This is a genomic window from Mesorhizobium sp. BR1-1-2 (assembly GCF_020165435.1).
In the GTDB taxonomy this organism is placed as follows: Bacteria; Pseudomonadota; Alphaproteobacteria; order Rhizobiales; family Rhizobiaceae; genus Mesorhizobium.
On the sequence record NZ_JAIUID010000003.1, the window covers coordinates 418,078 to 443,753 of the forward strand.

A 25,676-nucleotide genomic window follows, 5' to 3' on the forward strand; every position below is an offset into this window, starting at 1 on the left:
AATTCGCCACAGCCGGGAGGAGCGCGATGCGCGAATTCCGGATTCTGAGCCACACTGCCAACTTCAAGTTCTGGTGTGGTTTGGATTTGAAGTTCCTGAACGCAGATGCCGTTGAGGGGACAGGAAGTTCAAATCCAAACCACCAGTGCGCTTTATCATAGCGGAACCATGCTGACGCTTTTCCATCATCCCATGTTCGCCTCCTGCCGGTTCGTGCGCCTCGCTTTCGGCGAGTATGGCGAGGAGCTGGCGCTTATCGAGGAGAAGCCGTGGACGCGGCGCAAGGAGTTTCTGGCGCTGAACCCGGCCGGCACGCTGCCGATCCTTTTGGCCGAGGGCGACGTGCCGATCGTCGGCGCCACGGTCATCTCGGAATATCTCGACGAGACGCGCGGCGTCTTGAAGCGGGACAAGCGCCTGTTCGCCGAGGACCCGATGCAGCGCGCCGAAATCCGCCGGCTGATCGACTGGTATCTCCACAAGGCCGAGAGCGAGGTCACCCGGCATCTGGTGCGCGAACGCGTGCTGAAGCCGGTCATGCCGGAAACCGCCGGCGGCGGCTCGCCCGATTCGGCCGCCATCCGCGCGGCGCGGGCCAACATCCGCCAGCACATGAAATACACCAACTGGCTGGCCGGCACCCGCCACTGGCTGGCCGGATCGAGGGTCACCTATGCCGACCTTGCCGCCGCCGCCACCCTTTCGGTGCTCGACTATCTCGGCGAGATCGACTGGCGCGAGCACACTGCTGCGCGCGAATGGTACACGCGGGTGAAGTCGCGGCCTTCATTCCGGCCGCTCTTGACCGACCGGGTGCGTGGCCTGTCGCCGGTGTCGCATTATGCGGACCTCGATTTCTGACGCCGCGAAACTGCGCGCGCTGATCGACGCGCAGGCGCGGCGCGCCGGCTTCGAGGCGGTCGCCGTCACCACCCCCGATGCGATCCCGCTGGCGCCGGCCCGGCTCGGCGCCTTCGTGGCGGACGGGTTCCACGGCTCCATGGGCTGGCTCGCCGAGACGCTGCAACGCCGCAGCGAGCCGTCAATGCTCTGGCCCGAAGTACGTTCGATCGTCGTGCTGGCGATGAATTACGGACCGGACCACGATCCGCGCGACCTGTTGGCCAGGCGCGACCGGGGCGCGATCTCGGTCTACGCGCAAAACCGCGACTATCACGACGTGATGAAGGGCCGGCTGAAGGAAATCGCCGGCAAGATCGTGGCGCGGGCGGGAGGCGACGTGAAAGTCTTCGTCGATACCGCGCCCATCATGGAAAAGCCGCTGGCCGAGGCCGCCGGGCTCGGCTGGCAAGGCAAGCACACCAATCTGGTCAGCCGGCAGCACGGTTCCTGGCTGTTCCTCGGCACCATTTTCACAACCGCCGAACTGGTCCCCGACATGCCGGAGGAAGACCATTGCGGCTCCTGCCGCGCCTGCCTCGACGCCTGCCCGACCGATGCCTTCCCGGCGCCCTACCGGCTCGATGCGCGGCGCTGCATCTCCTATCTCACCATCGAGAACAAGGACCCGATCCCGCATGAATTCCGGGAAAAAATCGGCAACCGCATCTATGGCTGCGACGACTGTCTCGCCGCCTGCCCGTGGAACAAGTTCGCCAAGGTCGCGTCCGAGGCCAAGCTCGCCGCGCGCGAGGATCTACGCGAGCCGGCGCTGGCCGATCTCCTGCGGCTGGACGACACGGCCTTTCGCGCCTTGTTTTCCGGCTCGCCGATCAAGCGCATCGGCCGCGACCGCTTTGTCCGCAACGTGCTGATCGCCGCCGGCAATTCCCGCGATGCGGCGCTCTCAGATGCTGTGCGTGCACTGCTCGCCGACGCCTCGCCGCTGGTGCGGGGCGCGGCAATATGGGCGCTGGCGCGGCTGGTGCCGGAGGCCGAATATCGTAAGCGCGCCGCCACCGGCCTGGAAACCGAGGGCGACGCGGCCGTGCGCGAGGAATGGGCGCGGCCGGTTCCAGCCAGGGCGCCTGCATGAGCGAAAAGCGGATATTCATCTTCGGCGCCGGCTATTCGGGTCAGGCTTTTGCGCGCGCCAACCGGGATGCCGCCACGACGGTCCGCGGCACGACGCGTTCGGCAGAGAAATTCGACGCGCTCCGCCAGGCCGGCATCGCGCCGCTGCTGTTCGATGGCGCGCTGACCGACGAAATCGGCGATGCGCTGGGAAAAACAACCCATCTGGTGATCTCGATCGCGCCCGAGGAGGCCGGCGATCCCGTGCTGAACGCCGCCCGCGCGGCGATCGCGCGGATGCCTGCGCTCGAATGGATCGGCTATCTCTCCACCGTCGGCGTCTATGGCGACCATGGCGGCGCCTGGGTGGACGAGACGGCGCAATGCCGGCCGGTCTCGAAACGCTCGGTGATGCGGGTGACGGCCGAGCAGGGCTGGCTGCGGCTTGGCCGCGAGATCGGTAGGCCGGCGGCGGTGCTGCGGCTCTCCGGCATCTACGGTCCCGGCCGCAATGCCTTGGTCAATCTGGAAAACGGCACCGCGCGGCGGCTGGTCAAGCCCGGCCAGGTGTTCAACCGCATCCACTGCGACGATATAGCCTGCGCGCTGTGGTATCTGATCGGCAGCAACAAAGGCGGCATCTTCAACGTCACCGACGATGAGCCGGCGCCGCCGCAGGACGTCGTGGCCTATGCCGCCGCGCTGATGGGCGTCACACCGCCGCCCGAAATTCCCTTCGAGGCCGCCCAACTTTCGCCCATGGCGCGATCCTTCTATGGCGAGAACAAGCGCGTCGCCAATGCGACGCTCAAGGCGGCGGGCTACCGGTTCCGCTTCCCGGACTATCGCGCCGCCTTCGACCATATGTGGGCAAGCGGCGACTGGCGCGACGGCGCGCCGCGCAGCCCGATGAAACGCTGACGCATTCCAGGAAACACGTGACACGGTTTCGGTCCGGAATGCGTCGGAAAAGAAAACAGGGCGGTTGACCTGTTTGTGAAAAACGGAACCGCTCCGGTGATCGAAGCCACGTCTATTGCGTGCTATGATTCGGGCTTGGGTTTGCGGCGGGGTTCAAGGAGACAGCGATGCGGCTCGGCAAGCGTTCACGGCTGGCGGCGGCTTTTGGCCTGCTCGCCCTCACAATTCTCGCCGCGCGGCCGGCAATGGCCGAGGAACGGGCAAAGGACCTGTTCGGCGCCGAGAAACTGCCGGCGGCGACCGCCCCGCAATCCTTCGGCTTCTACTCCAAGGGCTGCTTTGCAGGCGGCGTCGCCATCCCCATGGACGGCCCGACCTGGCAGGTGATGCGGCCGTCGCGCAATCGCCGCTGGGGCCATCCGGCGATGATCGCGCTGGTCGAGAAACTGTCGCGCGATGCCGTCGCCGACGGCTGGCCGGGCCTTTTGATCGGCGACATCGCGCAGCCGCGCGGCGGCCCGATGCTGACCGGCCATGCCTCGCACCAGATCGGTCTCGACGCCGATATCTGGCTGACGCCGATGCCCAGCCGGCCGCTGTCGAGGGCGCAGCGCGAGACGATGAGCGCGACCTTGATGGTCGACGAAAAGACGCATCTGGTGAAGGACGCGCTGTGGACGCCGGCGCATACGCGGCTTTTGAAGCGCGCGGCGAGCTATCCCGAGGTCGAGCGCATCCTGGTCAATCCCGGCATCAAGAAGAAGCTCTGCGACACCGTCAGGGGCGACCGCTCCTGGCTGCGCAAGATCAGGCCGTTCTGGGGCCACGACTATCATTTCCACATGCGCATCGGCTGCCAGCCGGGCTCGCCCAACTGCAAGGCGCAGGAAGCGACCCCGGCCGACGATGGCTGCGGCAAGCCGCTGGCCTGGTGGTTTACCGAGGAGCCGTGGCGGCCCAACAAGAACCCGGATGCGCCCAAGGCGCGCGATCTGATGACGATGGCGAACCTGCCCAGGGAATGCCGCGCCGTCCTCGACGCGCCCGGGCCGGCCTCGGTCGAGGCCGCCACCTACCATGGCGGCACCGTGCCGGTCGCGGTCGCCGCGCCCGAACCCGAAGCGCCGTCGCTGCCCGTCACCGCGGCCAGCGGGACGGCCGGCCTGCCAGGCGTGGTGAACGCCTTCACCGCGACGCCGGAGATCGGCGTGCCGTTGCCGCGGCCACGGCCGGGAAACTGATTGGTCATATCTGACAACCCGTCTCCCGCGAGCAGGAGGGCCGGTATTGCAAACGCAGGATATGGGCCTTCGCCGCGTCGTCCGCTGGGTGGTCCTTCTGAACCTGGGATACTTCATCGTCGAATTCGCCGTGGCATCTGCGATCGGCTCCGTGTCGCTGTTCGCGGACAGTGTCGATTTCCTGGAAGATGCCTCGGTCAATTTTCTTATTCTCGTTGCCCTGGGTTGGGGCGCACGCAGCCGCGCAAGGGTCGGCATGGCTCTGGCGGCGATTCTTCTGGTGCCTGCCTTGGCGACGCTCTGGACGGCTTGGGCCAAGTTCAACCTGCCGGTCGCGCCGGCGCCGTTGCCGCTGTCGCTTGCGGGCGTCGGCGCCTTGGCCGTGAACCTGTCCTGCGCGTTCATGCTGGCGCGCTTCCGCCATCACAGCGGCAGCCTGACAAAGGCGGCCTTCCTCTCCGCGCGGAACGACGCCTTTGCCAACGTCGCCATAATCGCCGCGGGCCTTCTCACCGCCGCGATCTGGCATTCTGCGTGGCCCGACCTGATTGTCGGCCTGGGAATTGCCGCCATGAATGCCGATGCGGCCCGCGAGGTCTGGTCCGCTGCCCGCGAGGAGCACAAGGCGGCAGCCTAGTCGCGGCCGTTCGACTTCATAAATCGGTCGTGCGCACCATCGGTTTCGAAAACCGTTTCCCTTTTTTAACTCATGCGCTAGTCAACGGGAGAACGGCAATGGGCCGTCGGGCGCCGGAGACGGACGACAAAGCATGCCAAACACAGGCGACGACGACACGGCGCTGCGGTTCCCGATCCTGATCGGCGACATCGGCGGCACCAATGCGCGCTTCTCGGTCGTGCTCGACGCCAATTCGGAAGCCGGCGAGCCGGCGATCGTCCAGACCGCCAGTTACAACACCATAGACGAGGCGATCCAGGCGGCGGTGCTCGACCGCTCCTCGGTTCGCCCCAATTCGGCGGTGCTGGCGGTGGCCGGCCCGGTCGACGGCGACGAGATCGAGTTCACCAATTGCCCGTGGATCGTCAAGCCCAGGCAGATGTTCGCCAGCCTCGGCCTCAGCGACATCGTCGTGCTCAACGATTTCGAGGCGCAGGCGCTGGCCGTCGTGGCGCTCGGCGAAGAGCACATGGAAAAGATCGGCGGCGGCGCGCCGGAACCCGATGCCGGCCGCGTGGTGCTCGGCCCCGGAACCGGGCTCGGCGTCGCCGGGCTGGTGCACGCGCTGCGCCATTGGATCCCGGTGCCCGGCGAGGGCGGCCATATGGACATCGGCCCGCGCACTACCAGAGATTTTGAGGTTTTCCCGCATATCGAGAAGCTCGAGGGCCGCATTTCGGGCGAGCAGATCCTGAGCGGACGCGGCCTGGTCAACGTCTACCGGGCCGTGGCCAAGGCCGACGGCAAACCGTCGTCCTTCACCACGCCGGCCGAGATCACCGCAGCGGCGCTTGCCAGGACCGATCCGGTTGCGCAGGAGGCGCTGGAGATCTTCGTCACCTGCCTTGGGCGCACCGCCGGCGATCTCGCCTTGGTGTTCATGAGCCGCGGCGGCGTCTTTCTCACCGGCGGCATCGCGCAGAAGATCGTGCCGGCGCTGAAACAGGGCAATTTCCGCACCGCCTTCGAGGACAAGGCGCCGCACAGCGAATTGATGCGCACCTTGCCCGTCTATGTCATCACCCATCCGCTGGCGGCACTTCTGGGCCTCGCCGCCTACGCCAGGAACCCTTCGCTGTTCGGCGTCCAGACCGCAGGCCGCCGCTGGCAGGCTTAGCCCTGCGATCGCATGACGGACACAGGCGTCGGTCCTATACCCGCGACGAAGTTAATCAGCCGCGGGCATAGGCAAGCCGGCCGCTTGGCGCTAAGAGGGGCGCCAGAAGGGATGCAATGTGCAGCCCGGTCCCACCAAGCGGAAACCACGAAGCGCTCCCGATTTGACACTCCAAGCTCCACATAAGCAGAAAGCCACCCCAGGCCAGGTCTGGGCGGTGCTGCGCCGTATCATCGCCGAGAACGGCCGCGACTACCTGTGGTCCTACGTCTTTGCCGGGGCTTGCCTGCTGGCCGTGTCCTCCACGACCGCGTTCACCGCCTGGATCATGAGCCCGGTCGTCAACCAGATATTCTACGAGCGGCGCGGCGATCTGATCGTGTGGATTTGCGCCGGTATCATGGGTGCCTTCCTCGTGCGCGGGTTCGCCGGCTACGGCCAGGCGGTGACGCTGGCCACGGTCGGCAACAACCTGGTTGCGCGCTACCAGCGCCGCATCTTCGATCACCTGATGAAGCTCGGCGTCGGTTTCTTCAACGACACGAGATCGGGCCGGCTGGCAGCGCAGGTCAACGAGAACGTCAACGGCATTCGCGACCTGCTGTCGATGACGCTGACGTCGATCGCGCGCGACGGGGTGACGCTGTTCGGGCTGCTCGGCGTCATGATCTACCAGGATCCGGTCCTGTCGCTCAGCTCGCTGGTGATCGGACCGCCGCTCATCTACACCGTTGTCTATCTGATGCGCCGGGTGCGTCGCATCACCCGCGAATCGGTGCAGATCAACTCGCGGCTGATCGGCGCCATGCAGGAAGCCACGCAAGGCATCGCCATCGTCAAGGCCTTCACCATGGAGGACGAGCTGTCGCGGCGCATCGGCCAGCTCGCCAACAGCGCCGAGCACCGCGGCAACAAGATCGCCCGGGTTTCGGAACGGCTGTCGCCGATTTCCGACATGCTGGCCGGTCTCGCCGTCACTGGCGTCATCGCTTATTCCGGCTATCGTGCGCTCGTCCTCGGGCAGCCGCCGGGCGCCGTCTTCTCCTTCATCACCGCATTGATGCTGGCCTACGACCCGGCAAGGCGGCTGGCGCGCATGCAGGTCGGCATGGAGCGCGCGTTGGTCAATGCGCGCATGATCTACGAAATCCTCGATCTCGAACCGCAGCAGGGCGACGCGCCGGGAGCCGCCGAGGCGAATTTCACCACGGGCGAAGTGCGGTTCGACAATGTGAGCTTCCGCTATGTCGAGGAGGCGCCGGTCCTGCAGGACCTCAGCTTCGTCGCCGCCGCCGGCAAGATGACCGCCATCGTCGGCGCCTCCGGCGCCGGCAAGACGACGCTGGTGGCGCTGCTGCAGCGTTTCTACGACGTCGAGGCGGGTACGATCGAGATCGACGGCCAGGACATTTCGAAGATCACCAAGCAGTCGCTGCGCAGCTCCATCGCCTATGTTTCGCAGCAGCCCTATCTGTTCGAAGGCACCATCCGCGACAACATCCGCTATGGCCGGCTCTCCGCCACTGACGCCGAGATCGAGCAGGCCGCGCGGCTGGCCCAGGCCGACGGCTTCATCCGCCAGCAGCCGCTGGGCTACGACACGCCCGTCGGCGAAAACGGCGCGTCGCTGTCGGGCGGCCAGCGCCAGCGTGTGTCGATCGCCCGCGCCATCGTCCGCCAGGCGCCGATCCTGCTGCTCGACGAGGCGACCTCGGCGCTCGACAACGAGGCGGAAGCCAAGGTCCAGGAAGCGCTGACCCACGTCATGGAGGGGCGCACCACCATCGTCATCGCTCACCGGCTGTCGACGGTGGTCAATGCCGACCACATCATCGTTCTGGAACAGGGTCATCTGGTCGAACAGGGCACCCATGCCTCGCTGATGGCCGATCCGCACAGCGTCTATTCCCGCTTTCACCGGGTGCAGGGCAGGAAGGGCCTAGGGCTTGTCGATGACGGCGCGCCGATCCAAACTCCGGCGCCAGGGCCGACGCAACCTATCGAGACGCAGGGCATCGCCGGGAGCGCGAGATGAGTGAAACGCCGACAGCCGACAGGCCCGCGGGCGATATGGGCCTGGTGGTGGTGGGCGCCGCCGGCCGCATGGGCCAGACGCTGATCCGCGCCATCCACGCAATGCCGGGTGCACGCGTCGCCGGCGCGATCGAGCGGCAGGGATCGCCCTATCTCGGCAAGGATGCGGGCGAGCTTGCCGGCATCGGCATCATCAATGTGGCGATATCGGACGATCCGCTGCCGGCCTTCGCCGGGGCGGACGGCGTGCTCGATTTCACCGCCCCGGCTGCAACCGTCGAATTCGCCGGCTATGCGGCGCAGGCGCGCATCGTGCATGTCATCGGCACGACCGGCTGCTCGTCCGACGACAATGCCAGGATCGCCGCCGCGGCGCGCCACGCGACGATCGTCAAGTCGGGCAATATGAGCCTCGGCGTCAACCTCCTGGCGGTGCTGGTCGAACAGGCCGCGCGCGCCCTCGACGCGGGCGATTTCGACATCGAGATCCTCGAAATGCATCACAGGCACAAGGTCGACGCGCCGTCCGGCACCGCTCTGCTGCTGGGCGAAGCCGCCGCCGCGGGGCGCGGCGTGCCGCTTGCCGGCAACGATGTGCGGGTCCGCGACGGCCACACCGGCGTGCGCAAGCCTGGCTCGATCGGCTTCGCAACGCTGCGCGGCGGCTCGGTGGTCGGCGACCACAGCGTCATCCTGGCCGGCACCGGCGAGCGCATCACGCTCGCCCACCATGCCGAGGACCGAGCCATCTTCGCCCGCGGCGCCGTCAAGGCAGCCCTTTGGGCGCATGGCAAGAAGCCCGGCCTTTACTCGATGCGGGACGTACTCGGGCTTGCCTGAACGACCCTGAACCGTCTTCGTCCCCATGCAATTCCGGACAGAAAACCACTTCCCACTTCTGCTGGAATTGCTCAGATCCCAGAGGAGCAAAAATGTCGAGAACCCTCGTGCTCGTGCGCCATGGCCAGAGCGAATGGAATTTGAAGAACCTGTTCACCGGCTGGCGCGACGTCGACCTGACCGAACAGGGCCACGCCGAGGCCAAGGCGGCCGGCCAGAAGCTCAGGGCACGCGGCCTGAAGTTTGACATCGCCTTCACCTCGGCGCTGGTCCGGGCGCAAAAAACCTGCCAGCACATCCTCGACGCCGTCGGCCAGAGCGACCTGAAAACCATCCGCGACCAGGCGCTGAACGAGCGCGACTATGGCGACCTCTCCGGCCTCAACAAGGACGACGCGCGCAAGAAATGGGGCGAGGAGCAGGTGCATGTCTGGCGCCGCTCCTACGACGTGCCGCCCCCCGGCGGCGAGAGCCTGAAGGACACCGGCGCCCGCGTCTGGCCTTATTACCTGCACGACCTCCAGCCTCATGTGCTGCGCGGCGGCACGGTGCTGGTCGCCGCCCACGGAAATTCGCTGCGGGCGCTGATCATGGCGCTGGACGGCAAGTCGGGCGAGGAGATCGTCAAGCTGGAGCTCGGCACCGGCGTGCCGGTCATCTACACGCTCAACGCCGATTCCACCGTGGCCTCGAAGGAAGTGCTGGAAGGCTGACCGGTCCGGGGCCGGCAGTCAGAGGCTGCGGTTCTGGCCGGGCATGATCTTTTTGTGAAAGCCGGTCCCACCTTTCGGGATCATGTTCCAAAAACCGCGTTGACACACACCGCTTGCCCGCTTATTGAGCCCGCACCAGCCCAGATGGCGGAATTGGTAGACGCGCACGGTTCAGGTCCGTGTTCCGCAAGGAGTGGAGGTTCGAGTCCTCTTCTGGGCACCATTTTTTCCCGTTTCGAACCGTTCGAAGGTTCGGAGACCCAACAAAAAGCCCGGCTCGTCCGGGCTTTTTGTTGGGTGCACGATCGCTCGCATGGTCATTCCCGCCAACGGAAAGCCGCGGGGACTTGCCCGACATCATGCGCACGCCTCTTGGGAAACGTGCGCGGTCGATGACCGTGCCCTTATCGCACCGATCCCGTTACCGTCCGGTCCACGGCCGGGACGGATTTGCGGTCGTTGCCGGCAAGTGCGGCGATGATCAGGAGGCTGGCGACGACCGGGACGAAAAGAACCGCCACGCGGGCTTGTACGTAAAGAATGGCGCGCCATTCATTGCGCTTGTCAGGGCTGTCGCTCATCATACACTCTCTGTCATGCCCCTCCGGGCGCTGACATAGCGACGAACGGTTAAACAACCACTTCCGAAATCGTTAACCGGCGGAAATTGCGCGGATTCAGTTCAATCCGATCCGCCTTGCGCCTTGCCGGAACAATGCCTCCGCATCTGCTTCGAAACGGAACGTGCCGATGAAATCGTCGGCACGGTAGTCCGGCAGCGCCTTGCGGATGGCGGCGGCGAAATTGCGTGCCTCGTCGAGCCTACCGGCCAGCGCCAGGCAGTGTGCCGCGATCGCCAGGATGATGGCGTGGGCATTGGGCCGCGCCGCCGCCTTCAGCGCCCATTCGGCCGCTTCCTCGAACTGGCCGAGCCGCACATGCGCCATGGCGCGCGCGCCCAGCATGCCGAACAACAGCGGGTCGAAGGGGCTGAGATGGCGCGAATGGTCGGAAGAGCCGATCGCCGCCTGCGGATCGCCTGACTGCGAGTGGACGAAGGACAGCGCATAGTGGCCGAGCGCGAAATTGGGGCTGAGCTCCACTGCCCGTTCCAATTCGCTGAGCGACCCGTCCTGTTCGCCGCGCAACCACAGCGCCCGGCCCATCGCCCAGTGCGCGGCAGGGTTCTGTTCGTCGACCAGGAGACTGTGCCCCGCTGTCTCGTAGGCCAGCGCGCTTTCGTGGTCGCGGTCGCCCCAGCGCTGGAAAGCGCTTTGCCAATGGGTGAAGGACAGGCCGGCATGGGCGCGGGCGAAGGTCGGGTCGAGCGCCGTCGCCACGCCGAAGAAGTGCTGCGCCAACTCGTTTTCCGGCTGGGTGAAGCGGTACATATGCCAGAGGCCGCGGTGATAGGCTTCCCAGGCGTTGAGCGAGTTGGGCGCCTTCAGCATCGCGCGGTTGCGTTCGACCGTCTCGATCTCGGCCGAGATAGACGAGACGATCGCGTTGCCGATATCGTCGAGCACGCCGAAGAGGTCGTCGGCCCGGCGCTCGAAGCTCTCGGCCCAGACGATCCTGGCCGTGCGAACCTCGATGAGCTCGACGGCGATGACGACGCGGCCGGCCACGGTGCGCACCGTGCCGGTGGCGACATAGTCCACATTCAGCTTGAGCCCCGCTTCCTGCGGCGCGATGTTCTTCTCGGCGAGCGCGAAGACCGAGCCGCGCGCGATGACGAAGAAATCCCTGAGCTTGGCCAGGCGCGTGATGATGTCATGGGTCAGGCCGTCGGCGATCCCGCCGCGCGTGCCGCAAGGGCCGGCAGCCTCGACGAACGGCATCACCGCCAGCGAGGCGTGGCTGGGCTCCACGCCCGCCGGAGCGGGCGACGGCGGCGATGCCGCGATGCCGACGGGCTGCGCCGAAAGCCGATCTACCGCGGGCCGATCTACCGACGGCCTATCTACAGCCGGCCGATCTACCGGCGGCTTGTCGCGCAGCGCCTGCCATGCCGCGCGCACCGGTCCGAAGTCCAGCCCTTCCGATTGGAACAATTGCGCCGTCGCCGTCAGATGCTGCTCGGCCGCGCCGATGGCGCCGCGCCCGGCCAGATGCGTGAGCAGCGCCAGATGCGCGCGGTCGTCGAACGGCGCCAGCTCCACCCACCGGTCGAGACCGGCGGCTGCCGCTTCCGAACCGGGCGGAAGCGCCGCGACCAGGTGCTCCAGAACGGCGGCGTGACACGATTGGAAGCGGCGTCGTTGCGCGATCAGCCAGCTCTCGAAAAACGGACTGCGGTCGAGCTCCAGACCGTCGAGAAAGTCGCCGGCGAACAGCTCCGACAGTGACCGCAGGCGCTCGGCGTCGAGCGAGGCGATCCCTTGCGCGGCGGCGGCGCTAACCTCCAGCGCGTCGACGAAACAGCCGTCGAGGCGCAATGCGACCGTGTCGTCCTGTGTCTCGACCCGACGATGCCCCGGCTCATCGAGGACGGCGCGAAGCTTGCTGAGGCACCAACGCAACTCGCCCCTGGGATCGTTCGGAACATCCCACAAAAGCTCGCACAGCCGAGCGCGTCCCACCGGATGCGGCGCCAGCGCCAGATAGGCAAGCAGCGCGCGCAGCTTGCGCGATGCCGGCAATTCGGCCCGCACGCCATCGCGCACGACCGCAAACGGGCCGAGCAGGCGCACGGCAAGAGCGGGCTTGCCGCAATCCAGGCTCGGTCGAGCGGATTCCACGTGCATTTCCACGCTTGCTCCCACGCTTCCTCCCACGTTGGCCGGTCGGCCCTCGTTTTATCACCGAACACGGCATGAACGCACCCGGTTTGCGAGTTGCGCGCCGGGATGCGGGCAGCCGCATTGCCGGCACGTCGAGCGACCCTAGCGCGGCAAGGTCTCGAAACCTCGCCGCCCAAGCCGCCGGTTTGTAACCGGCCCGTGACCGCAAGGCACCAACACAGACGAGGAGACCAGATATGTTGCAGCAAGCGAGAATCAGAACCACGGCCGGCCGCGGCCGCCTGTTCGACAGCATTTTGGACGCGGTCGGCGACACGCCGGTCATCCGCATCAACAATCTCGGCCCGGCCCACGCGACGATCTATGTCAAGGCCGAGTTCTTCAACCCGGCTGCCTCGGTGAAGGACCGGCTGGCGCTCAACATCATCGAGGAGGGCGAGCGCAGCGGCGCGTTGAAGCCGGGCCAGACCATCGTCGAGGCCACCAGCGGCAACACCGGCATCGGGCTCGCCATGGTCTGCGCGCAGAAAGCCTATCCGCTGGTCGTCACCATGGCCGACAGCTTTTCCGTCGAGCGCCGCAAGCTGATGCGCATGCTGGGTGCCAAGGTGGTGCTGACGCCGCGCGCCGAAAAGGGTTTCGGCATGTACAAGAAGGCCGTTGAGCTGGCCGAGGCCAATGGCTGGTTCCTGGCGCGACAGTTCGAAACCAGGGCCAATGCCGCCATCCACGAGGCGACGACGGCGCGCGAGATCATCAATGATTTCGCCGGCTCGCGGCTCGATTGCTTCGTCACCGGCTACGGCACTGGCGGCACCGTCGTCGGCGTGGCGCGCGTGCTGCGCCGTGAGCGGCCGGATGTCCGCATCATCCTTTCCGAGCCGGCCAACGCCCAGCTCATCGGCAGCGGCAAGGCGCAGCAGCGCGGTGCCGACGGGGCGCCCGCCGCCAGCCACCCGGCCTTCGAGCCGCATCCGATCCAGGGCTGGACGCCTGATTTCATCCCCAACGTGCTGCAGGAAGCGGTCGACGCCGGCCTCTATGACGAGGTGATGCCGATCGCCGGACCCGAAGGCATCAAATGGGCCAAGGCGCTGGCGCAGAAGGAAGGCATCTTCACCGGTATTTCCGGCGGCGCCACCTTCGCCGTGGCACGGCAGGTCGCCGAGAAGGCGCCGGCCGGATCGGTGATCCTGTGCATGCTGCCCGACACCGGCGAACGCTACATGACGACGCCGCTGTTCGACGGCATCGATGCCGAGATGGACGCCGACGAGACGGCGCTGTCGCGCTCGACGCCCGGCTGCCAGTTCCCGGCGACTTGACGGGAGGCTGTCATGGACGTCGCGCAGGAAACCCTTGCCACTGTGGCCGAGGAGACGCTTGACCCCTCGGACTGGGCCGATGTGCAGGCTTTGTCTCACCGGGTCATCGACGATGCCGTCGACTATCTGCGCGACGTGCGCGACCGTCCGGTCTGGCGGGAGGTGCCGGCTGACGTGAGGGAGGTCTTCGCTGCACCCCTGCCGCGAACCCCGGCGCGGCTGGCCGCCGTCTATGGCGAGGTTTCCCGCACCGTGATGTCATACCCGATGGGCAACATCCATCCTCGCTTCTGGGCCTGGTACATGGGCTCGAGCAACCTCACCGGCGCGCTCGGCGATTTCCTGGCGGCGATCCAGGGCTCCAATCTCGGCGGCGGCAACCATGCCGCCGGGCTGATGGACTGCCAAGTCGTCAACTGGTGCAAGCAAATGCTGGGGTTTCCTGTCTCGGCCAGCGGCACGCTGGTCAGCGGCGGTTCGATGGCCAACATGATCGGGCTGACGGTGGCGCGCAACGTCAAGGCCGGCGTCGACGTGCGCGAGCATGGCGTTGCCGCCATCGAGAAACCCCTGCGCTATTATGGCTCGGACCAGCTCCATTCCTGTCACCGCAAAGCCATGGAGGCGCTCGGCCTCGGCAACCGGGCCTTGCGGCGAATACCGACCGATGCCGGGCTGCGCATCGACATCACTGCCTTGCGGGCGGCAATTGCCGAGGATCGCCAGGCGGGCTTCAAACCGGCCTGCGTGATCGGCAACGCCGGCACCGTCAACACCGGAGCGATCGACGACCTGCGGGCGCTTGCCAAACTGGCGCATGAGGAAGAGCTCTGGTTCCATGTCGATGGCTGCATCGGCGCCCTGGTCGCGATCGCCCCCCAGAACGCCCATCGGGCCGCCGGCATCGAATGGGCCGATTCGATCGCGCTCGATCCGCACAAATGGCTGCACGCACCGTTCGAGGCCGGCTGCGCCCTGGTCAGGGACGCCGTCGCCCATCGCCGTACCTTCGCCGTGACCCCCGAATATCTAGAATCGACGCCGCGCGGTCTCGCCTCCGGCGAATGGCTGCATGACTACGGCTTGCAGACGTCGCGCGGCTTTCGCGCGCTCAAAGTATGGATGGCGCTGAAGGAGCATGGCGCCGACAAATTCGGCCGCCTGATCGACCAGAACATCGCGCAAGCGGCCTATCTCGCCGGACTGATCGAGGCCGAGCCGTCGCTGGTGCTGATGGCGCCGACCACGATCAACATCGTCTGCTTCCGGCATCGGCTTGCCGGGGCGTCCGGCGAGGAGCTTAAGCGGTTCAACACGGAAATCATGCTGCGTTTGCAGGAACAAGGCATTGCGGCACTGTCGGACACGACGGTGCATGGCCAGCATTGCCTGCGCGTGGCGATCACCAACCACCGGACCCGGCGCGACGATCTTCACCTGCTGGTGCGGGAAACGCTGCGGCTGGGACGCCAGATCGCGGTGGAGGCGGCTTCCTAGTTCGCGGCGGCCATGCGATTCTGCCGGCATGATTCGAAAGGTCCAACCGTGACGCTCTTTCGCACGGCCGCTGTCGCGGCATTGATCTTCACCACCTCGGCCGGGGCGGCCGACATGGCTTTCTTCGTCAAGAACCAGCGCGGGCAGGCCGTTGCGGTCGAACTGTTCAGCCGCGACCGCGAAACGGTCTGGCCGGGCGACGACAAGGTGTTCCTGATCGATCCCGGCTCACGCAAATCGGTGCCGATTTCGTGCAATGAGGGCGAACGCATCTGCTACGGCGCGTGGGTCAACGGCAACGACGCCATCTCGGCCGGCGTCGGGCCGGACAACGACCGGCCCTGCGACGATTGCTGTTTCATCTGCGTGGACCATTCGACCGAGACCGTCGACCTGGTCGAGTAGGCCAATCTCCCCAAAATTAGTCCGGGATTGTCGCGGTCGACCCCTTTAGCGATCGCTGGCCCCGTGCAATGCCCGCAAGGCGGCCGGGTGGCCGTTTATTTTTGGGGGATATCATGTTCTACGCCTACGCGCGCCGTTCGCTGGCCGCGCTGTCTCTTGCCATGCTGCTGGTGCCGTCGGCCCATGCCGGCGACGTCACCTTCGCCATCAAGAACAGCCATCCCAATGCCATGCGCCTCGAGCTCTACAGCCAGGACCGCGACTATGTGTGGCCGGGCAACGGCAAGGACTTCTACCTCGATGACGGCGAGACCAGGCAACTGCCGGTCTCCTGCGACGAGGGCGAATCGATCTGCTACGGCGCCTGGGTCGACGGCGACGAAGGCACCTATTGGGGCGTCGGCCCCGGCGACAAGGAAAAATGCGACGATTGCTGCTATACCTGCAGCGGCGGCGAGACCGAAGAGATCGAACTGGTCCCCTGACCGGCTTGCCAGCTTGACGCTTTTCCTGCCTGGGGCATAGCCTGCAAGAACAGCACCCAAAGCACGCCGCGTCCAGGCGGCGTGCGTCAGGCAACAGGAGCAAGGCGATGGCGGGTCCGGTCGAGGGCGAGAAGATCGATGTCGGCTTTGCCGGCCGGCGCTGCATCCATTCGCGCAATTGCGTGCTGGGCGACCCGCATGTCTTCGTCCCCAACGCGCCGGGAGAGTGGATCCATCCCGACGCGGCCAGCGTCGAGAAGATCGTCGCCATTGCCGAAAGCTGCCCGTCAGGCGCCATCACCTATGTCAGGAAGGATGGCGGGCCACAGGAAAGGCCGCCGCTGGTCAACACCGTGCGCATCAGGGAAAATGGCCCGCTGGCCGTCCACGCCGAGATTATGCTCGACGGCGAGACGTTCCACCGCGCCACGCTCTGCCGCTGCGGCGCGTCGCAGAACAAGCCGTTCTGCGACGGCAGCCACAACAAATCGGGTTTTTCCGCCACCGGCGAGCCGGCGCTGAAGGACACGCCGGCGCTGGACGCGCGGAATGGGGCGTTGAAAGTGACACCGACGAAAGACGGCCCGTTAAAACTCGAAGGCAATCTGGAAATCGTCACCGGCACCGGCCACACGGTCGAGCGCACGACACGCACGTTCCTGTGCCGCTGCGGCCACTCGGCCAACAAGCCGTTTTGCGACGGATCGCATAAGAAGGTGGGGTTTGTGGGGTAGCCAATCGCGGAGGTTGGTGCGAGGCACCCCCCTCTGTCCTGCCGGGCATCTCCCCCTCAAGGGGGGAGATTGGCAGCTTGAACGCCGGCGCTCCTTCTGCAACGTTGGCGATTGGCGAAAGCGGTTGCGACATCTGATCTCCCCCCTTGAGGGGGAGATGCCCGGCAGGACAGAGGGGGGCGCCTCGCTCCGGCCCTCAATAAATCCTCCGTCGCGCCAACGCTGCTTCCCTTGGCCCAGCGCTCGCGGCTTTATCGGCCGGCCGCTATCGGCTAAGGGCAGGTAGATAAATGCGGGCCATCATCAGAAATGACCAAGACCAAGCCAAAACCTCTTTTCCTCGGCATCGACACCGGCGGCACCTACACCGATGCCGTGCTGTGGTCCGAAACCGAAGGCCCGCAGAGCGGGCCGAACAAGGGAAAGGTGCTGGCCAAGGCCAAGGCTCTGACCACCAGGCACGATCTCGCCGTTGGCATTTCCGGCGCCGTCGACGCGGTTCTGGAAAAAGCGGTCACCGATCCTGCCGCCATCAAGCTTGTCTCCATGTCGACGACGCTTGCCACCAACGCGCTGGTCGAGGGCCAGGGCGGCCGCGTCGCGCTGATCATGATCGGCTTTTCCGAGGCGGACCTTGCCCGCGATGGGCTGAAGGCGGCATTGGGCACCGATCCGGTCGTGTTCTGCCCTGGCGGTCACGATGTGCACGGCAATACCGCCAAGCTCGACCTGTCCGGCCTCGAGGCGGCGCTGCCCGAACTCGGCGGCTCGGTCTCGGGCTTTGCCGTCTGCGCCTATTTCGCCACCCGCAACCCGGCGCACGAGATCGCCGCCCGCGAGCTGATCCGGGAGAAAACCGGGCTGCCGGTCACCGCAAGCCATGAATTGTCGGCCAAGCTCGGCGGCCCGCGCCGGGCGCTGACGACGCTGCTCAACGCCCGGCTGATCTCGATGATCGACCGGCTGGTGGCGGCGACCGAAGGCTTTCTCGAGGCGCGCGGCATCGCGGCGCCCCTGATGGTGGTGCGCGGCGACGGCGCGCTGGTGTCGGCGGCGTTTGCCCGCCAGCGGCCGATCGAGACCATTCTCTCCGGCCCGGCCGCCAGCCTGGTCGGCGCGCACCACATGACCGGGTTGGAAAACGCGGTGGTTTCCGACATCGGCGGCACCACCACCGACGTTGCCGTGCTCGACAGGGGCCGGCCGCGGCTCGATCCGGAAGGCGCCACCGTCGGCGGCTTTCGCACCATGGTCGAGGCCGTCGCCATGCGCACCTTCGGCCTCGGCGGCGATTCCGAAGTGGCGTTGGAAGACGGCGCTCTCAATCCCAGGCTCCTGCTCGGACCGCGCCGGCTGGTGCCGCTGGCGCTGGCCGGCATGGTGCATCGCGAGGCCGTTTTGGCGGAACTCGAGCGCCAGCTGCGCGCGCCGAACACCGGCCGCATGGACGGCCGTTTCGCGATGCGCACCGGCGTGCCCGACCGTCTTGCCGCCGGGCTGACCGCTCCGGAATCAAGGCTCTACGAAGCGATCGGCGCAATACCCTTGCCTCTCGACAGGCTTTTGACCTCGAATGCGCAGAACGCCACCTTGAACCGCCTGGTGGCGCGCGGGCTGGTGCACATTTCAGGCTTCACCCCGTCGGATGCGGCGCATGTGCTTGGCAAGCAGGCGAACTGGGATGCCGCCGCCGCCCGCCTCGGCGCAGAGCTGTTCGCGCGCAAGCGCGACGGCCGCGGCCAGGCGATCGCGGCCTCTCCCGAGGCGATCTCGGAGCGCGTGCTGGCGGCGCTGACGCGCTGGTCGGCCGAATATATCCTCGAAACCGCCTTCGCCGAGGACGGGCTCGACGGCGCGGCCACCGTTGCGCATGCGCTGGTGCAGCGCGCTGTCGACGCGCATCCCGGCATTGCGCGCCTGAGCGTCGCGCTCGACCGGCCGGTGATCGGCCTCGGTGCCTCGGCGCCACTGCACTATGCCGGACTGCCGCCATTGGTCGGCAATGACTGCGTGGTGCCTGATGACACCGATGTCGCCAACGCGCTCGGCGCCGTGGTCGGCCAGGTCCGAGTATCGGCGGAGGCGCGCGTCAGCCAGCCCAAGGAAGGTCTGTTCCGTCTTGCCTCGGGCGAAACCGTGCGCGATTTCCTCGACGAGGCGGCGGCGATCGCGGCCGCCGAGGCCGATGTACGCGCCATCGCGGCGCAGCGCGCCAGGGATGCCGGCACCGACAGCGCCGAAATCGATGTCGCGACCGAATTCCGCGTCTCCACCGTCGAAGCCCAGCGCATGTTCATCGAGGCGCATGTGGTGGCGGTGGCTTCGGGCAGGCCACGGATCGCGGTGTGATGGAGAGTGTAATCTCCCCACTTGGGGAGAGATTGGCAGCTTCGCCGCCGGCACCAAGCCTAAAAACCGCGCCTAGCTGCCCTGCCTTCACCCTAAGCTGAATTGACCCTGCACTCCCAACATGCCAAAGGCGCGCGAAAGCCTTTCATCTGGAGCAGCCTGATGACCGATCGCGTCGAAATCGCCGGATTGCGGATCGCCCGCGAACTTCGTGACTTCGTTGTCAACGAGGCCGCTCCGGGCACCGGCATCGATCCGGATAAATTCTGGAACGGCTTTTCGGCCATCGTCCACGACCTCGCTCCGAAGAACCGGGCACTGCTGGCAAAGCGCGACGCTATACAGGAAAAGCTCGATGACTGGTATCGCGCTAATGGCGCGCCGGTCGACATGGAAGCCTACAAAACCTTCCTGAAGGAGATCGGCTATCTCGTCCCCGAAGGCCCGGCCTTCTCGGTGACGACCGAAAAGGTCGATCCCGAGATCGCCGTCGTCGCCGGGCCGCAGCTTGTGGTGCCGGTGATGAATGCGCGCTATGCGCTCAACGCCGCCAATGCCCGCTGGGGCTCGCTCTATGATGCGCTTTACGGCACCGACGCGATTCCCGAGACGGACGGCGCCGGGAGGGGCAAGGGCTTCAACCCCGCGCGTGGCGCGAAAGTCGTCGCCTGGGCCAAGGACTTTCTCGACCAGTCGGTGCCGCTCACATCGGGCAAATGGGCCGGCGTCAACGGCCTTTCGCTGGCCAATGGCGCGCTGCGGCTCAGCGCCGGCGCCGGCTCGACCACGCTTGCCGACGTCAGGCAGTTCGTCGCCTATCGCGGCGACGCCGCCAACCCGCAAGCCGTGCTGCTGGTGAGCAACGGCCTGCATATCGAGATCTTGATCGACCGCGACAACCAGATCGGCCGCACCGATCCGGCCGGCATCGCCGACATCATCCTGGAATCGGCGCTGACCACCATCCAGGACTGCGAGGACTCGGTCGCGGCGGTGGATGCGCAGGACAAGGTCGTCGTCTACCGCAATTGGCTCGGCCTGATGAAGGGCGACCTGGCCGAAGAGATCACCAAGGGCGGCCGGACCTTTGTCCGCAAGCTCAACCCCGATCGGTCCTACACCTCGCGCAACGGCGGCACGGTGACGCTGCCCGGCCGCTCGCTGATGCTGGTCAGGAATGTCGGCCACCTCATGACCAATCCGGCGATAACGGACCGCGACGGCAACGAGGTGCCGGAAGGCATCATGGACACGGCGATGACCGCGCTGATCGCGCTGCACGATGTCGGGCCGAACGGCCGCCGCGCCAATTCCCGCACGGGCTCGATGTATGTCGTGAAACCCAAGATGCATGGACCCGAGGAAGTTGCCTTCGCCGTCGAGATCTTCGATCGCGTCGAGGCCCTGCTCGGCATGGAAAAAAATACCATCAAGATGGGCATCATGGACGAGGAGCGGCGCACCACCGTCAACCTCAAGGAGGCGATCCGCGCCGCCAGGGAGCGCGTCGTGTTCATCAACACCGGCTTCCTCGACCGCACCGGCGACGAGATCCACACCTCGATGGAAGCCGGCCCGATGATCCGCAAGGGCGACATGAAGCAGGCTGCCTGGATTTCCGCCTACGAGGCCTGGAATGTCGACACGGGGCTGGAATGCGGGCTTGCCGGCCATGCCCAGATCGGCAAGGGCATGTGGGCGATGCCCGATCTGATGGCGGCGATGCTCACCGAGAAGATCGCCCACCCTAAGGCCGGGGCGAACACCGCCTGGGTGCCCTCGCCGACCGCGGCGACGCTGCACGCCACCCATTACCACAAGGTCGATGTGCACGCCGTACAGGCGGCGCTGAAGAGCCGGCCGAAGGCCAAGCTCGACGACATCCTGTCGGTGCCGGTCGCGGTGCGGCCGAACTGGTCGCCGGCCGATATCCAGGCGGAGCTGGACAACAATGCGCAAGGCATTCTGGGCTATGTCGTGCGCTGGATCGACCAGGGCGTCGGCTGCTCGAAAGTGCCCGACATCAACGATGTCGGCCTGATGGAGGACCGCGCCACGCTGCGCATCTCCTCGCAACACATCGCCAACTGGCTGCACCATGGCGTCTGTGCCGCAGAGCAGGTGATGGAAACGATGAAGCGCATGGCGGCGATCGTCGACCAGCAGAACCAGGGCGACCCGCTGTACCGGCCGATGGCCGCCGATTTCGACGGCTCCGTCGCCTTCCAGGCCGCCTGCGACCTCGTCTTCAAGGGCCGCATCCAGCCCAACGGCTACACCGAGCCGGTGCTGCATAAGCGGCGGTTGGAACTGAAGGCGAAGGGAGCGGCCTGAACCGGAGGGTTGGAGCCGGCGGGCGTTCCGTTCCCCTCCTCTCGAGGGAGAGCGCGCTACGCCGCCTGCGCCACGCGCTCCGAGCTCATACGATAGGAGATCGCTTCGGCCAGATGAATGCGGCCGACGGTCTCGCTGGCGTCGAGATCGGCGAGCGTGCGCGCCACTTTCAGCACCCGGTGGTAGGCACGCGCCGAGAAGGCAAGCTTTTCGCTGGCGTCCTTGAGCAGCGACAGGCCCGCTGCGTCGGGCATGGCGATCTCCTCGATGACCGCCGGCGCGCAATGCGCGTTTGTGGTGGCGCTGGTGACGCCGAGCCGTTCGAAGCGCTCGCGCTGGAGGGCGCGGGCACGCGCCACGCGCAGCGCCACGTCGGCGCTCTTCTCCGCCCGGTCGGGCCGGATCAGGTCGCTGGCCGAAACCGCCGGCACCTCGATCCTGAGATCGATGCGGTCGAGCAGCGGGCCCGAGATGCGGGCCTGATAGTCGGTGCGACAGCGCTCTCCCCGCAGGCAGCGATAGCCGGGCTCGCCGGCCATGCCGCAGCGGCACGGGTTCATCGCCGCCACAAGCTGGATGCGCGCCGGATAGGTGACGCGATGGTTGGCGCGCGCGATCATGCAGTCGCCGGTCTCCAGCGGCTGGCGCAACGCGTCGAGCGTCTGCGGTGTGAATTCGGGAAATTCGTCGAGGAACAGCACGCCGTGGTGCGCAAGCGACACTTCGCCCGGCCGCGCCCGGATGCCGCCGCCGACCATCGCCGCCATCGAGGCCGAATGGTGCGGCGCGCGGAACGGCCGCCGGTCGGTCAGCTTGCCTTCGCCGAGCTCGCCGGCGACGGAGGCGATCATCGACACTTCGAGCAATTCCTTCGGCGCCAGCGGCGGCAGGATCGACGGCAGCCGCTGCGCCAGCATCGATTTTCCCGAACCGGGCGGGCCGACCATCAGCAAATTGTGCCCGCCGGCGGCCGCCACCTCCAGCGCTCGTTTGGCCGTTTCCTGGCCCTTGATATCGGCAAGATCGGGCAGGTTGCGCGCCGCGGCATGGATGCCGGCTTCGGGTCGCGACAGCACCTGCGTGCCGCGGAAATGATTGGCGATGGCGATCAGGCTGCGCGGCGCGAGTATGTCGAAATCCTTGCCGGCCCAGGCCGCCTCCGGGCCGCAGGCGAAGGGGCAGATCAGGCCTTTTCCTTCCGCATTGGCGTCGATCGCCGCCGGCAGGGCGCCGGCGACGGCGGCAATGGTGCCGTCGAGCGAGAGTTCGCCAAGCACGACATAGCCGGCCAGCATGTCGCCCGGAATGGCGCCAAGCGCCGCCATCAGGCCGAGCGCGATCGGCAAATCGTAATGACTGCCCTCCTTGGGCAGGTCGGCGGGCGCCAGATTGACCGTGACCTTCTTGGACGGCATCGACAGGCCGGAAGCATGGAGTGCCGCCTGCACCCGTTCGCGGCTTTCGGCCACCGCCTTGTCGGCCAGGCCGACAATGTGCATGTTGACCTTGCCGGGCGCGATCATCACCTGCACGTCGACCGGCACGGCCTCGATGCCCTGGAAAGCAACCGTGCGAACCCGCGCCACCATGTTTTGCCCCCGGATCTGGGCTTGCCCCAAGCCTTTTGCAATCAGGCCGCGAAGGGCCTGGGCCGGAGACAATCACAGTTCCTCGGCTAAATCAAGAACATTACAGGAACACGCAATCGCTTAAGTTGCGGCGCGATTGTCTCCGGTTGCAAAAACGGAACATAGTTAATACGAAGTGAAAACGGCTACTTCCGCTTGGCCTCCACCGCGTCCCAGAACAGGCTGGCGATGTCGGCGCCGCCGAAGCGTTTGACTTCGCGCACGCCGGTCGGCGAGGTCACGTTGATCTCGGTCATGTAGTCGCCGATGACGTCGATGCCGACGAGGATGAAGCCGCGTTCCCTCAGTGCCGGCCCGATGCGGGCGCAGATCTCGCGTTCGCGTTCGGTCAGCTCGGTCTTCTCGGCGCGGCCGCCGACATGCATGTTGGAGCGGGAGTCGTGCTCGGCCGGCACCCGGTTGATGGCCCCGACCGGCTCGCCGTCGATCAGGATGATGCGCTTGTCGCCCTTGCGCACATCCTTCAGGTAACGCTGCACGATGTAGGGCTCACGGAACATCTGGCCGAACATTTCGAGCAGCGATGCGAGGTTGCGGTCGGCCTCCAGCAGGTGGAAGATGCCCGCGCCGCCATTGCCGTAGAGCGGCTTGACGATGATGTCGCCGAATTCCTTGCGGAAGGCGGCGACCTCCTGGGGATCCTTGGTGATCAGCGTTTCCGGCATCAGGTCGGAAAACTCGGTGACGAAGATCTTTTCCGGGCTGTTGCGCACCCAGGCCGGGTCGTTGACCACCAGCGTCCTGGGGTGGATGCGCTCCAGTATGTGCGTGGTGGTGATGTAGTTCATGTCGAAAGGCGGATCCTGTCTCAGCAGGATCACATCCATCTCCGACAGGTCGGTGCGCACCTTCTCCCCCAGCGAATAGTGGCTGCCCTTTTCGTCGCGCACCTGCATCTCTTCGATGCGGGCGAACACCTTGCCGTCGCGCAGCGACAGCCGGTCGGGCGTGTAGTGGTAGAGCTGATGGCCGCGCCGCTGCGCCTCCAGCGACAGCGCGAAAGAAGTGTCTCCGGCGATCGACACGGTGGAGATGTGGTCCATCTGGACGGCGATTTTCAGCTTCATGTCAGGTCCCCAGCACGGTCGATGAGAGAGCGATATAAGGGTCCCGGCGCCTTCTGCCAATCGGGCCACGCCGCTAGCGGTCGAAGACCAGCCTGGAATAGCCGAGGAAGGACACCGCCATCGCGGTCAGCGAAGCGAAAGCAAGGGCGGCCAATGGCGGGGTTGTCGGCAGAACGACAAGGATGGCGCAGTAGACCAGATAGTTGGCGATGCTGGTGGCGATGCCGACGCCGCCATAGCGCGCGCCTTCCCGCACCAAGCGCGGCTCGACGGCGAGAAGGTCAGATGCCGGTTTATCTGCCAGGTAACGCAGAGTGCAAAGCCGATGGACAGCATGCGGGCGCTGAAAGGGCCGAGCGGCGTGACCGCGAGCAGCAGCCAGAGGGCGGCAGCGTCGGCGACGAAGCCGATGCCGCCGGCAAAGAGGAAGCGGATGAGACGGCTCACCGCTTCATGCGGCGCGAGGCGTCTTGCCTGGGCCGGCCTTCGCGGCAGTCGGCTCGCTGGCGCGCTCGCGCCGCTCGATGCGGCCCGAAGGCATCGACAGGTAGAAGATGCGCTTCTGTTCGGCGCGGCCGCGCGACACCGAATCGAGGATCACGCCGGTCACACCAGCCAGCATCGAGAGCAAGAGCAGGCCGACCGACAGCACCCATGTAGGCATGCGCGGCACCAGCCCGGTCTCGGCGAATTCGACCAGCACCGGCGCCATCAGGAACAGGCTCGACGCCAGGAAGACCAGGGCGAAGGCGCCGAAGAAACGCAGCGGCTGCGTTTCCTTCATCAGCATGGCGAACATCCAAAGGATCCTGGCACCGTCGCGAAAGGTCGAAAGCTTCGACGACGAGCCGTCCGGCCGCTTGCCGTAATCGAGCGCGATCTCGCTGACGGGCAATTTGAGCTGCGAGGCATGCACCGACATTTCTGTCTCGATCTCGAAGCCGCCGGAGACGGCGGGGAAGCTCTTGACGAAGCGCCGGGTAAAGACGCGGTAGCCCGAGAATATGTCGGTGAAATCGCTGCCGAACAGCCCTTTATAGAGGCTGTTGAAGACGCGGTTGCCGAAGGCATGGCCGGTCCTGCCGGCATCGTTGGTGACGCCGCGCCGGGTGCCCACCACCATGTCGGAGCGCTCGGTCAGAAGCGTGTTGATCAATTGCGGCGCGTCTTCCGGCGCATAGGTGCCGTCGCCGTCGGCCATCAGGTAAATGTCGGCGTCGATGTCGGCGAACATGCGCCGCACCACATTGCCCTTGCCCTGGCGCGGTTCGCGCACCACGATGGCGCCGGCCGCGCGGGCGCGCAACGCGGTCAGGTCGCGCGAATTGTTGTCGTAGACATAGACCGTCGCCAAAGGCAGCGTCTCGCGGAAGCGCCGCACCACCTCGGCGACCGTCAATTCTTCATTGTAGCAAGGCAGGAGCACGGCAATGGTGGGTTCGTAGCGAAGCTCTTGCGGCATTTTCCTCTCCGGGTGCCTCGCCGCCACGCGCGGTTCGCGCCAAAGTCAGGCGCGTTCAGGCGGTTTTACTATTTATTGAAGCCGTTAAGGCTAGGTTTAAGGCCGG

21 protein-coding genes, 1 tRNA gene and 1 pseudogene are annotated in these 25,676 nt (G+C 66.3%); 17 read left to right on the forward strand and 6 right to left on the reverse strand.

Annotated features, from left to right (window positions below; genetic code table 11):
* Positions 1-168 precede the first annotated feature (168 nt).
* From LB551_RS08540 to LB551_RS08585, 10 genes are all read left to right on the forward strand, one after another.
* On the forward strand, positions 169-861 hold the full coding sequence (locus LB551_RS08540; protein WP_140551738.1) for a glutathione S-transferase family protein: 693 nt from the start codon (positions 169-171) through the stop codon (positions 859-861).
* Positions 842-1,996: a tRNA epoxyqueuosine(34) reductase QueG gene (gene queG / locus LB551_RS08545; RefSeq protein WP_224658874.1), complete on the forward strand. Its 1,155-nt coding sequence runs from the start codon at positions 842-844 to the stop codon at positions 1,994-1,996. Before LB551_RS08540 ends, queG begins: the two co-directional genes overlap by 20 nt.
* A complete protein-coding gene (locus LB551_RS08550) occupies positions 1,993-2,895 on the forward strand; it encodes an SDR family oxidoreductase (protein ID WP_224658876.1) in 903 nt (300 codons plus the stop codon). Before queG ends, LB551_RS08550 begins: the two co-directional genes overlap by 4 nt.
* Before the next feature lie 167 nt (positions 2,896-3,062).
* The gene (gene mepA, locus LB551_RS08555; protein WP_224658877.1) at positions 3,063-4,136 is read left to right on the forward strand and encodes a penicillin-insensitive murein endopeptidase; all 1,074 of its coding nucleotides are present in this window, start codon (positions 3,063-3,065) and stop codon (positions 4,134-4,136) included.
* Between the two features lie 61 nt (positions 4,137-4,197).
* Complete coding sequence (locus LB551_RS08560) at positions 4,198-4,773, forward strand: cation transporter (RefSeq protein WP_224625445.1); 576 nt, start codon at positions 4,198-4,200, stop codon at positions 4,771-4,773.
* A gap of 133 nt (positions 4,774-4,906) precedes the next feature.
* On the forward strand, positions 4,907-5,932 hold the full coding sequence (locus tag LB551_RS08565) for a glucokinase (RefSeq protein ID WP_224658878.1): 1,026 nt from the start codon (positions 4,907-4,909) through the stop codon (positions 5,930-5,932).
* A gap of 163 nt (positions 5,933-6,095) precedes the next feature.
* The gene (locus tag LB551_RS08570; RefSeq protein WP_224658881.1) at positions 6,096-7,967 is read left to right on the forward strand and encodes an ABC transporter ATP-binding protein; all 1,872 of its coding nucleotides are present in this window, start codon (positions 6,096-6,098) and stop codon (positions 7,965-7,967) included.
* Positions 7,964-8,806, forward strand: coding sequence for a 4-hydroxy-tetrahydrodipicolinate reductase (gene dapB / locus LB551_RS08575; protein ID WP_140551731.1), 843 nt, complete (start codon positions 7,964-7,966; stop codon positions 8,804-8,806). Before LB551_RS08570 ends, dapB begins: the two co-directional genes overlap by 4 nt.
* A 92-nt stretch (positions 8,807-8,898) precedes the next feature.
* The gene (locus LB551_RS08580) at positions 8,899-9,519 is read left to right on the forward strand and encodes a 2,3-bisphosphoglycerate-dependent phosphoglycerate mutase (RefSeq protein ID WP_224658882.1); all 621 of its coding nucleotides are present in this window, start codon (positions 8,899-8,901) and stop codon (positions 9,517-9,519) included.
* 138 nt (positions 9,520-9,657) lie between these two features.
* Positions 9,658-9,742, forward strand: a tRNA-Leu gene (locus LB551_RS08585).
* A gap of 181 nt (positions 9,743-9,923) precedes the next feature.
* On the opposite strand, the gene LB551_RS08590 is transcribed toward LB551_RS08585, so the two are convergent.
* Complete coding sequence (locus LB551_RS08590; protein WP_181165187.1) at positions 9,924-10,100, reverse strand: hypothetical protein; 177 nt, start codon at positions 10,098-10,100, stop codon at positions 9,924-9,926.
* 96 nt (positions 10,101-10,196) lie between these two features.
* Positions 10,197-12,266, reverse strand: coding sequence for a transcriptional regulator (locus LB551_RS08595; protein ID WP_224658884.1), 2,070 nt, complete (start codon positions 12,264-12,266; stop codon positions 10,197-10,199).
* A 233-nt stretch (positions 12,267-12,499) separates the two neighbouring features.
* Here LB551_RS08595 and LB551_RS08600 point away from each other — a divergent pair, with 233 nt between their 5' ends.
* The 7 genes from LB551_RS08600 to LB551_RS08630 all read left to right on the forward strand — a co-directional run bounded on the left by LB551_RS08600 (position 12,500) and on the right by LB551_RS08630 (position 21,392).
* Complete coding sequence (locus tag LB551_RS08600) at positions 12,500-13,588, forward strand: PLP-dependent cysteine synthase family protein (RefSeq protein WP_224658886.1); 1,089 nt, start codon at positions 12,500-12,502, stop codon at positions 13,586-13,588.
* Between the two features lie 12 nt (positions 13,589-13,600).
* Entirely contained in the window at positions 13,601-15,085 is a 1,485-nt protein-coding gene (locus LB551_RS08605) for a pyridoxal phosphate-dependent decarboxylase family protein (RefSeq protein WP_224658888.1), read from the forward strand.
* A 48-nt stretch (positions 15,086-15,133) separates the two neighbouring features.
* A complete protein-coding gene (locus tag LB551_RS08610) occupies positions 15,134-15,490 on the forward strand; it encodes a hypothetical protein (RefSeq protein WP_224625308.1) in 357 nt (118 codons plus the stop codon).
* Positions 15,491-15,603: 113 nt separating this feature from the next.
* Positions 15,604-15,975: a hypothetical protein gene (locus LB551_RS08615; protein WP_140491675.1), complete on the forward strand. Its 372-nt coding sequence runs from the start codon at positions 15,604-15,606 to the stop codon at positions 15,973-15,975.
* 107 nt (positions 15,976-16,082) lie between these two features.
* Positions 16,083-16,709 (forward strand): CDGSH iron-sulfur domain-containing protein, encoded by a 627-nt coding sequence (locus tag LB551_RS08620; RefSeq protein ID WP_224658890.1) that lies wholly within the window; start codon positions 16,083-16,085, stop codon positions 16,707-16,709.
* 309 nt (positions 16,710-17,018) lie between these two features.
* Entirely contained in the window at positions 17,019-19,058 is a 2,040-nt protein-coding gene (locus LB551_RS08625) for a hydantoinase/oxoprolinase family protein (RefSeq protein WP_224658891.1), read from the forward strand.
* 162 nt (positions 19,059-19,220) lie between these two features.
* Positions 19,221-21,392 carry a malate synthase G gene (locus LB551_RS08630; RefSeq protein ID WP_224658893.1) on the forward strand — a complete coding sequence of 724 codons (2,172 nt, stop codon included), beginning with the start codon at positions 19,221-19,223 and terminating at the stop codon, positions 21,390-21,392.
* Positions 21,393-21,448: 56 nt separating this feature from the next.
* Here the strand turns inward: LB551_RS08630 and LB551_RS08635 are convergent, their stop codons facing one another.
* The 4 genes and pseudogenes from LB551_RS08635 to LB551_RS08650 form a co-directional block, all read right to left on the reverse strand.
* A complete protein-coding gene (locus LB551_RS08635) occupies positions 21,449-22,981 on the reverse strand; it encodes a YifB family Mg chelatase-like AAA ATPase (RefSeq protein ID WP_224658895.1) in 1,533 nt (510 codons plus the stop codon).
* A 185-nt stretch (positions 22,982-23,166) separates the two neighbouring features.
* The gene (gene gshB / locus LB551_RS08640; protein ID WP_224658896.1) at positions 23,167-24,108 is read right to left on the reverse strand and encodes a glutathione synthase; all 942 of its coding nucleotides are present in this window, start codon (positions 24,106-24,108) and stop codon (positions 23,167-23,169) included.
* Positions 24,109-24,181: 73 nt separating this feature from the next.
* Positions 24,182-24,555 (reverse strand): annotated as a pseudogene (locus LB551_RS08645) (GtrA family protein).
* Between the two features lie 4 nt (positions 24,556-24,559).
* On the reverse strand, positions 24,560-25,570 hold the full coding sequence (locus tag LB551_RS08650; RefSeq protein WP_224658897.1) for a glycosyltransferase: 1,011 nt from the start codon (positions 25,568-25,570) through the stop codon (positions 24,560-24,562).
* Positions 25,571-25,676: the final 106 nt, after the last annotated feature.

Coding starts and splice junctions, on each gene's coding strand:
- LB551_RS08540 (WP_140551738.1), top strand. CDS start 169: ATGCTGACGCTTTTCCATCATCCCATGTTCGCCTCCTGCCGGTTCGTG.
- queG (WP_224658874.1), top strand. CDS start 842: ATGCGGACCTCGATTTCTGACGCCGCGAAACTGCGCGCGCTGATCGAC.
- LB551_RS08550 (WP_224658876.1), top strand. CDS start 1,993: ATGAGCGAAAAGCGGATATTCATCTTCGGCGCCGGCTATTCGGGTCAG.
- mepA (WP_224658877.1), top strand. CDS start 3,063: ATGCGGCTCGGCAAGCGTTCACGGCTGGCGGCGGCTTTTGGCCTGCTC.
- LB551_RS08560 (WP_224625445.1), top strand. CDS start 4,198: ATGGGCCTTCGCCGCGTCGTCCGCTGGGTGGTCCTTCTGAACCTGGGA.
- LB551_RS08565 (WP_224658878.1), top strand. CDS start 4,907: ATGCCAAACACAGGCGACGACGACACGGCGCTGCGGTTCCCGATCCTG.
- dapB (WP_140551731.1), top strand. CDS start 7,964: ATGAGTGAAACGCCGACAGCCGACAGGCCCGCGGGCGATATGGGCCTG.
- LB551_RS08580 (WP_224658882.1), top strand. CDS start 8,899: ATGTCGAGAACCCTCGTGCTCGTGCGCCATGGCCAGAGCGAATGGAAT.
- LB551_RS08590 (WP_181165187.1), bottom strand. CDS start 10,100: ATGAGCGACAGCCCTGACAAGCGCAATGAATGGCGCGCCATTCTTTAC.
- LB551_RS08595 (WP_224658884.1), bottom strand. CDS start 12,266: ATGCACGTGGAATCCGCTCGACCGAGCCTGGATTGCGGCAAGCCCGCT.
- LB551_RS08600 (WP_224658886.1), top strand. CDS start 12,500: ATGTTGCAGCAAGCGAGAATCAGAACCACGGCCGGCCGCGGCCGCCTG.
- LB551_RS08605 (WP_224658888.1), top strand. CDS start 13,601: ATGGACGTCGCGCAGGAAACCCTTGCCACTGTGGCCGAGGAGACGCTT.
- LB551_RS08615 (WP_140491675.1), top strand. CDS start 15,604: ATGTTCTACGCCTACGCGCGCCGTTCGCTGGCCGCGCTGTCTCTTGCC.
- LB551_RS08620 (WP_224658890.1), top strand. CDS start 16,083: ATGGCGGGTCCGGTCGAGGGCGAGAAGATCGATGTCGGCTTTGCCGGC.
- LB551_RS08625 (WP_224658891.1), top strand. CDS start 17,019: ATGACCAAGACCAAGCCAAAACCTCTTTTCCTCGGCATCGACACCGGC.
- LB551_RS08630 (WP_224658893.1), top strand. CDS start 19,221: ATGACCGATCGCGTCGAAATCGCCGGATTGCGGATCGCCCGCGAACTT.
- LB551_RS08635 (WP_224658895.1), bottom strand. CDS start 22,981: ATGGTGGCGCGGGTTCGCACGGTTGCTTTCCAGGGCATCGAGGCCGTG.
- gshB (WP_224658896.1), bottom strand. CDS start 24,108: ATGAAGCTGAAAATCGCCGTCCAGATGGACCACATCTCCACCGTGTCG.
- LB551_RS08650 (WP_224658897.1), bottom strand. CDS start 25,570: ATGCCGCAAGAGCTTCGCTACGAACCCACCATTGCCGTGCTCCTGCCT.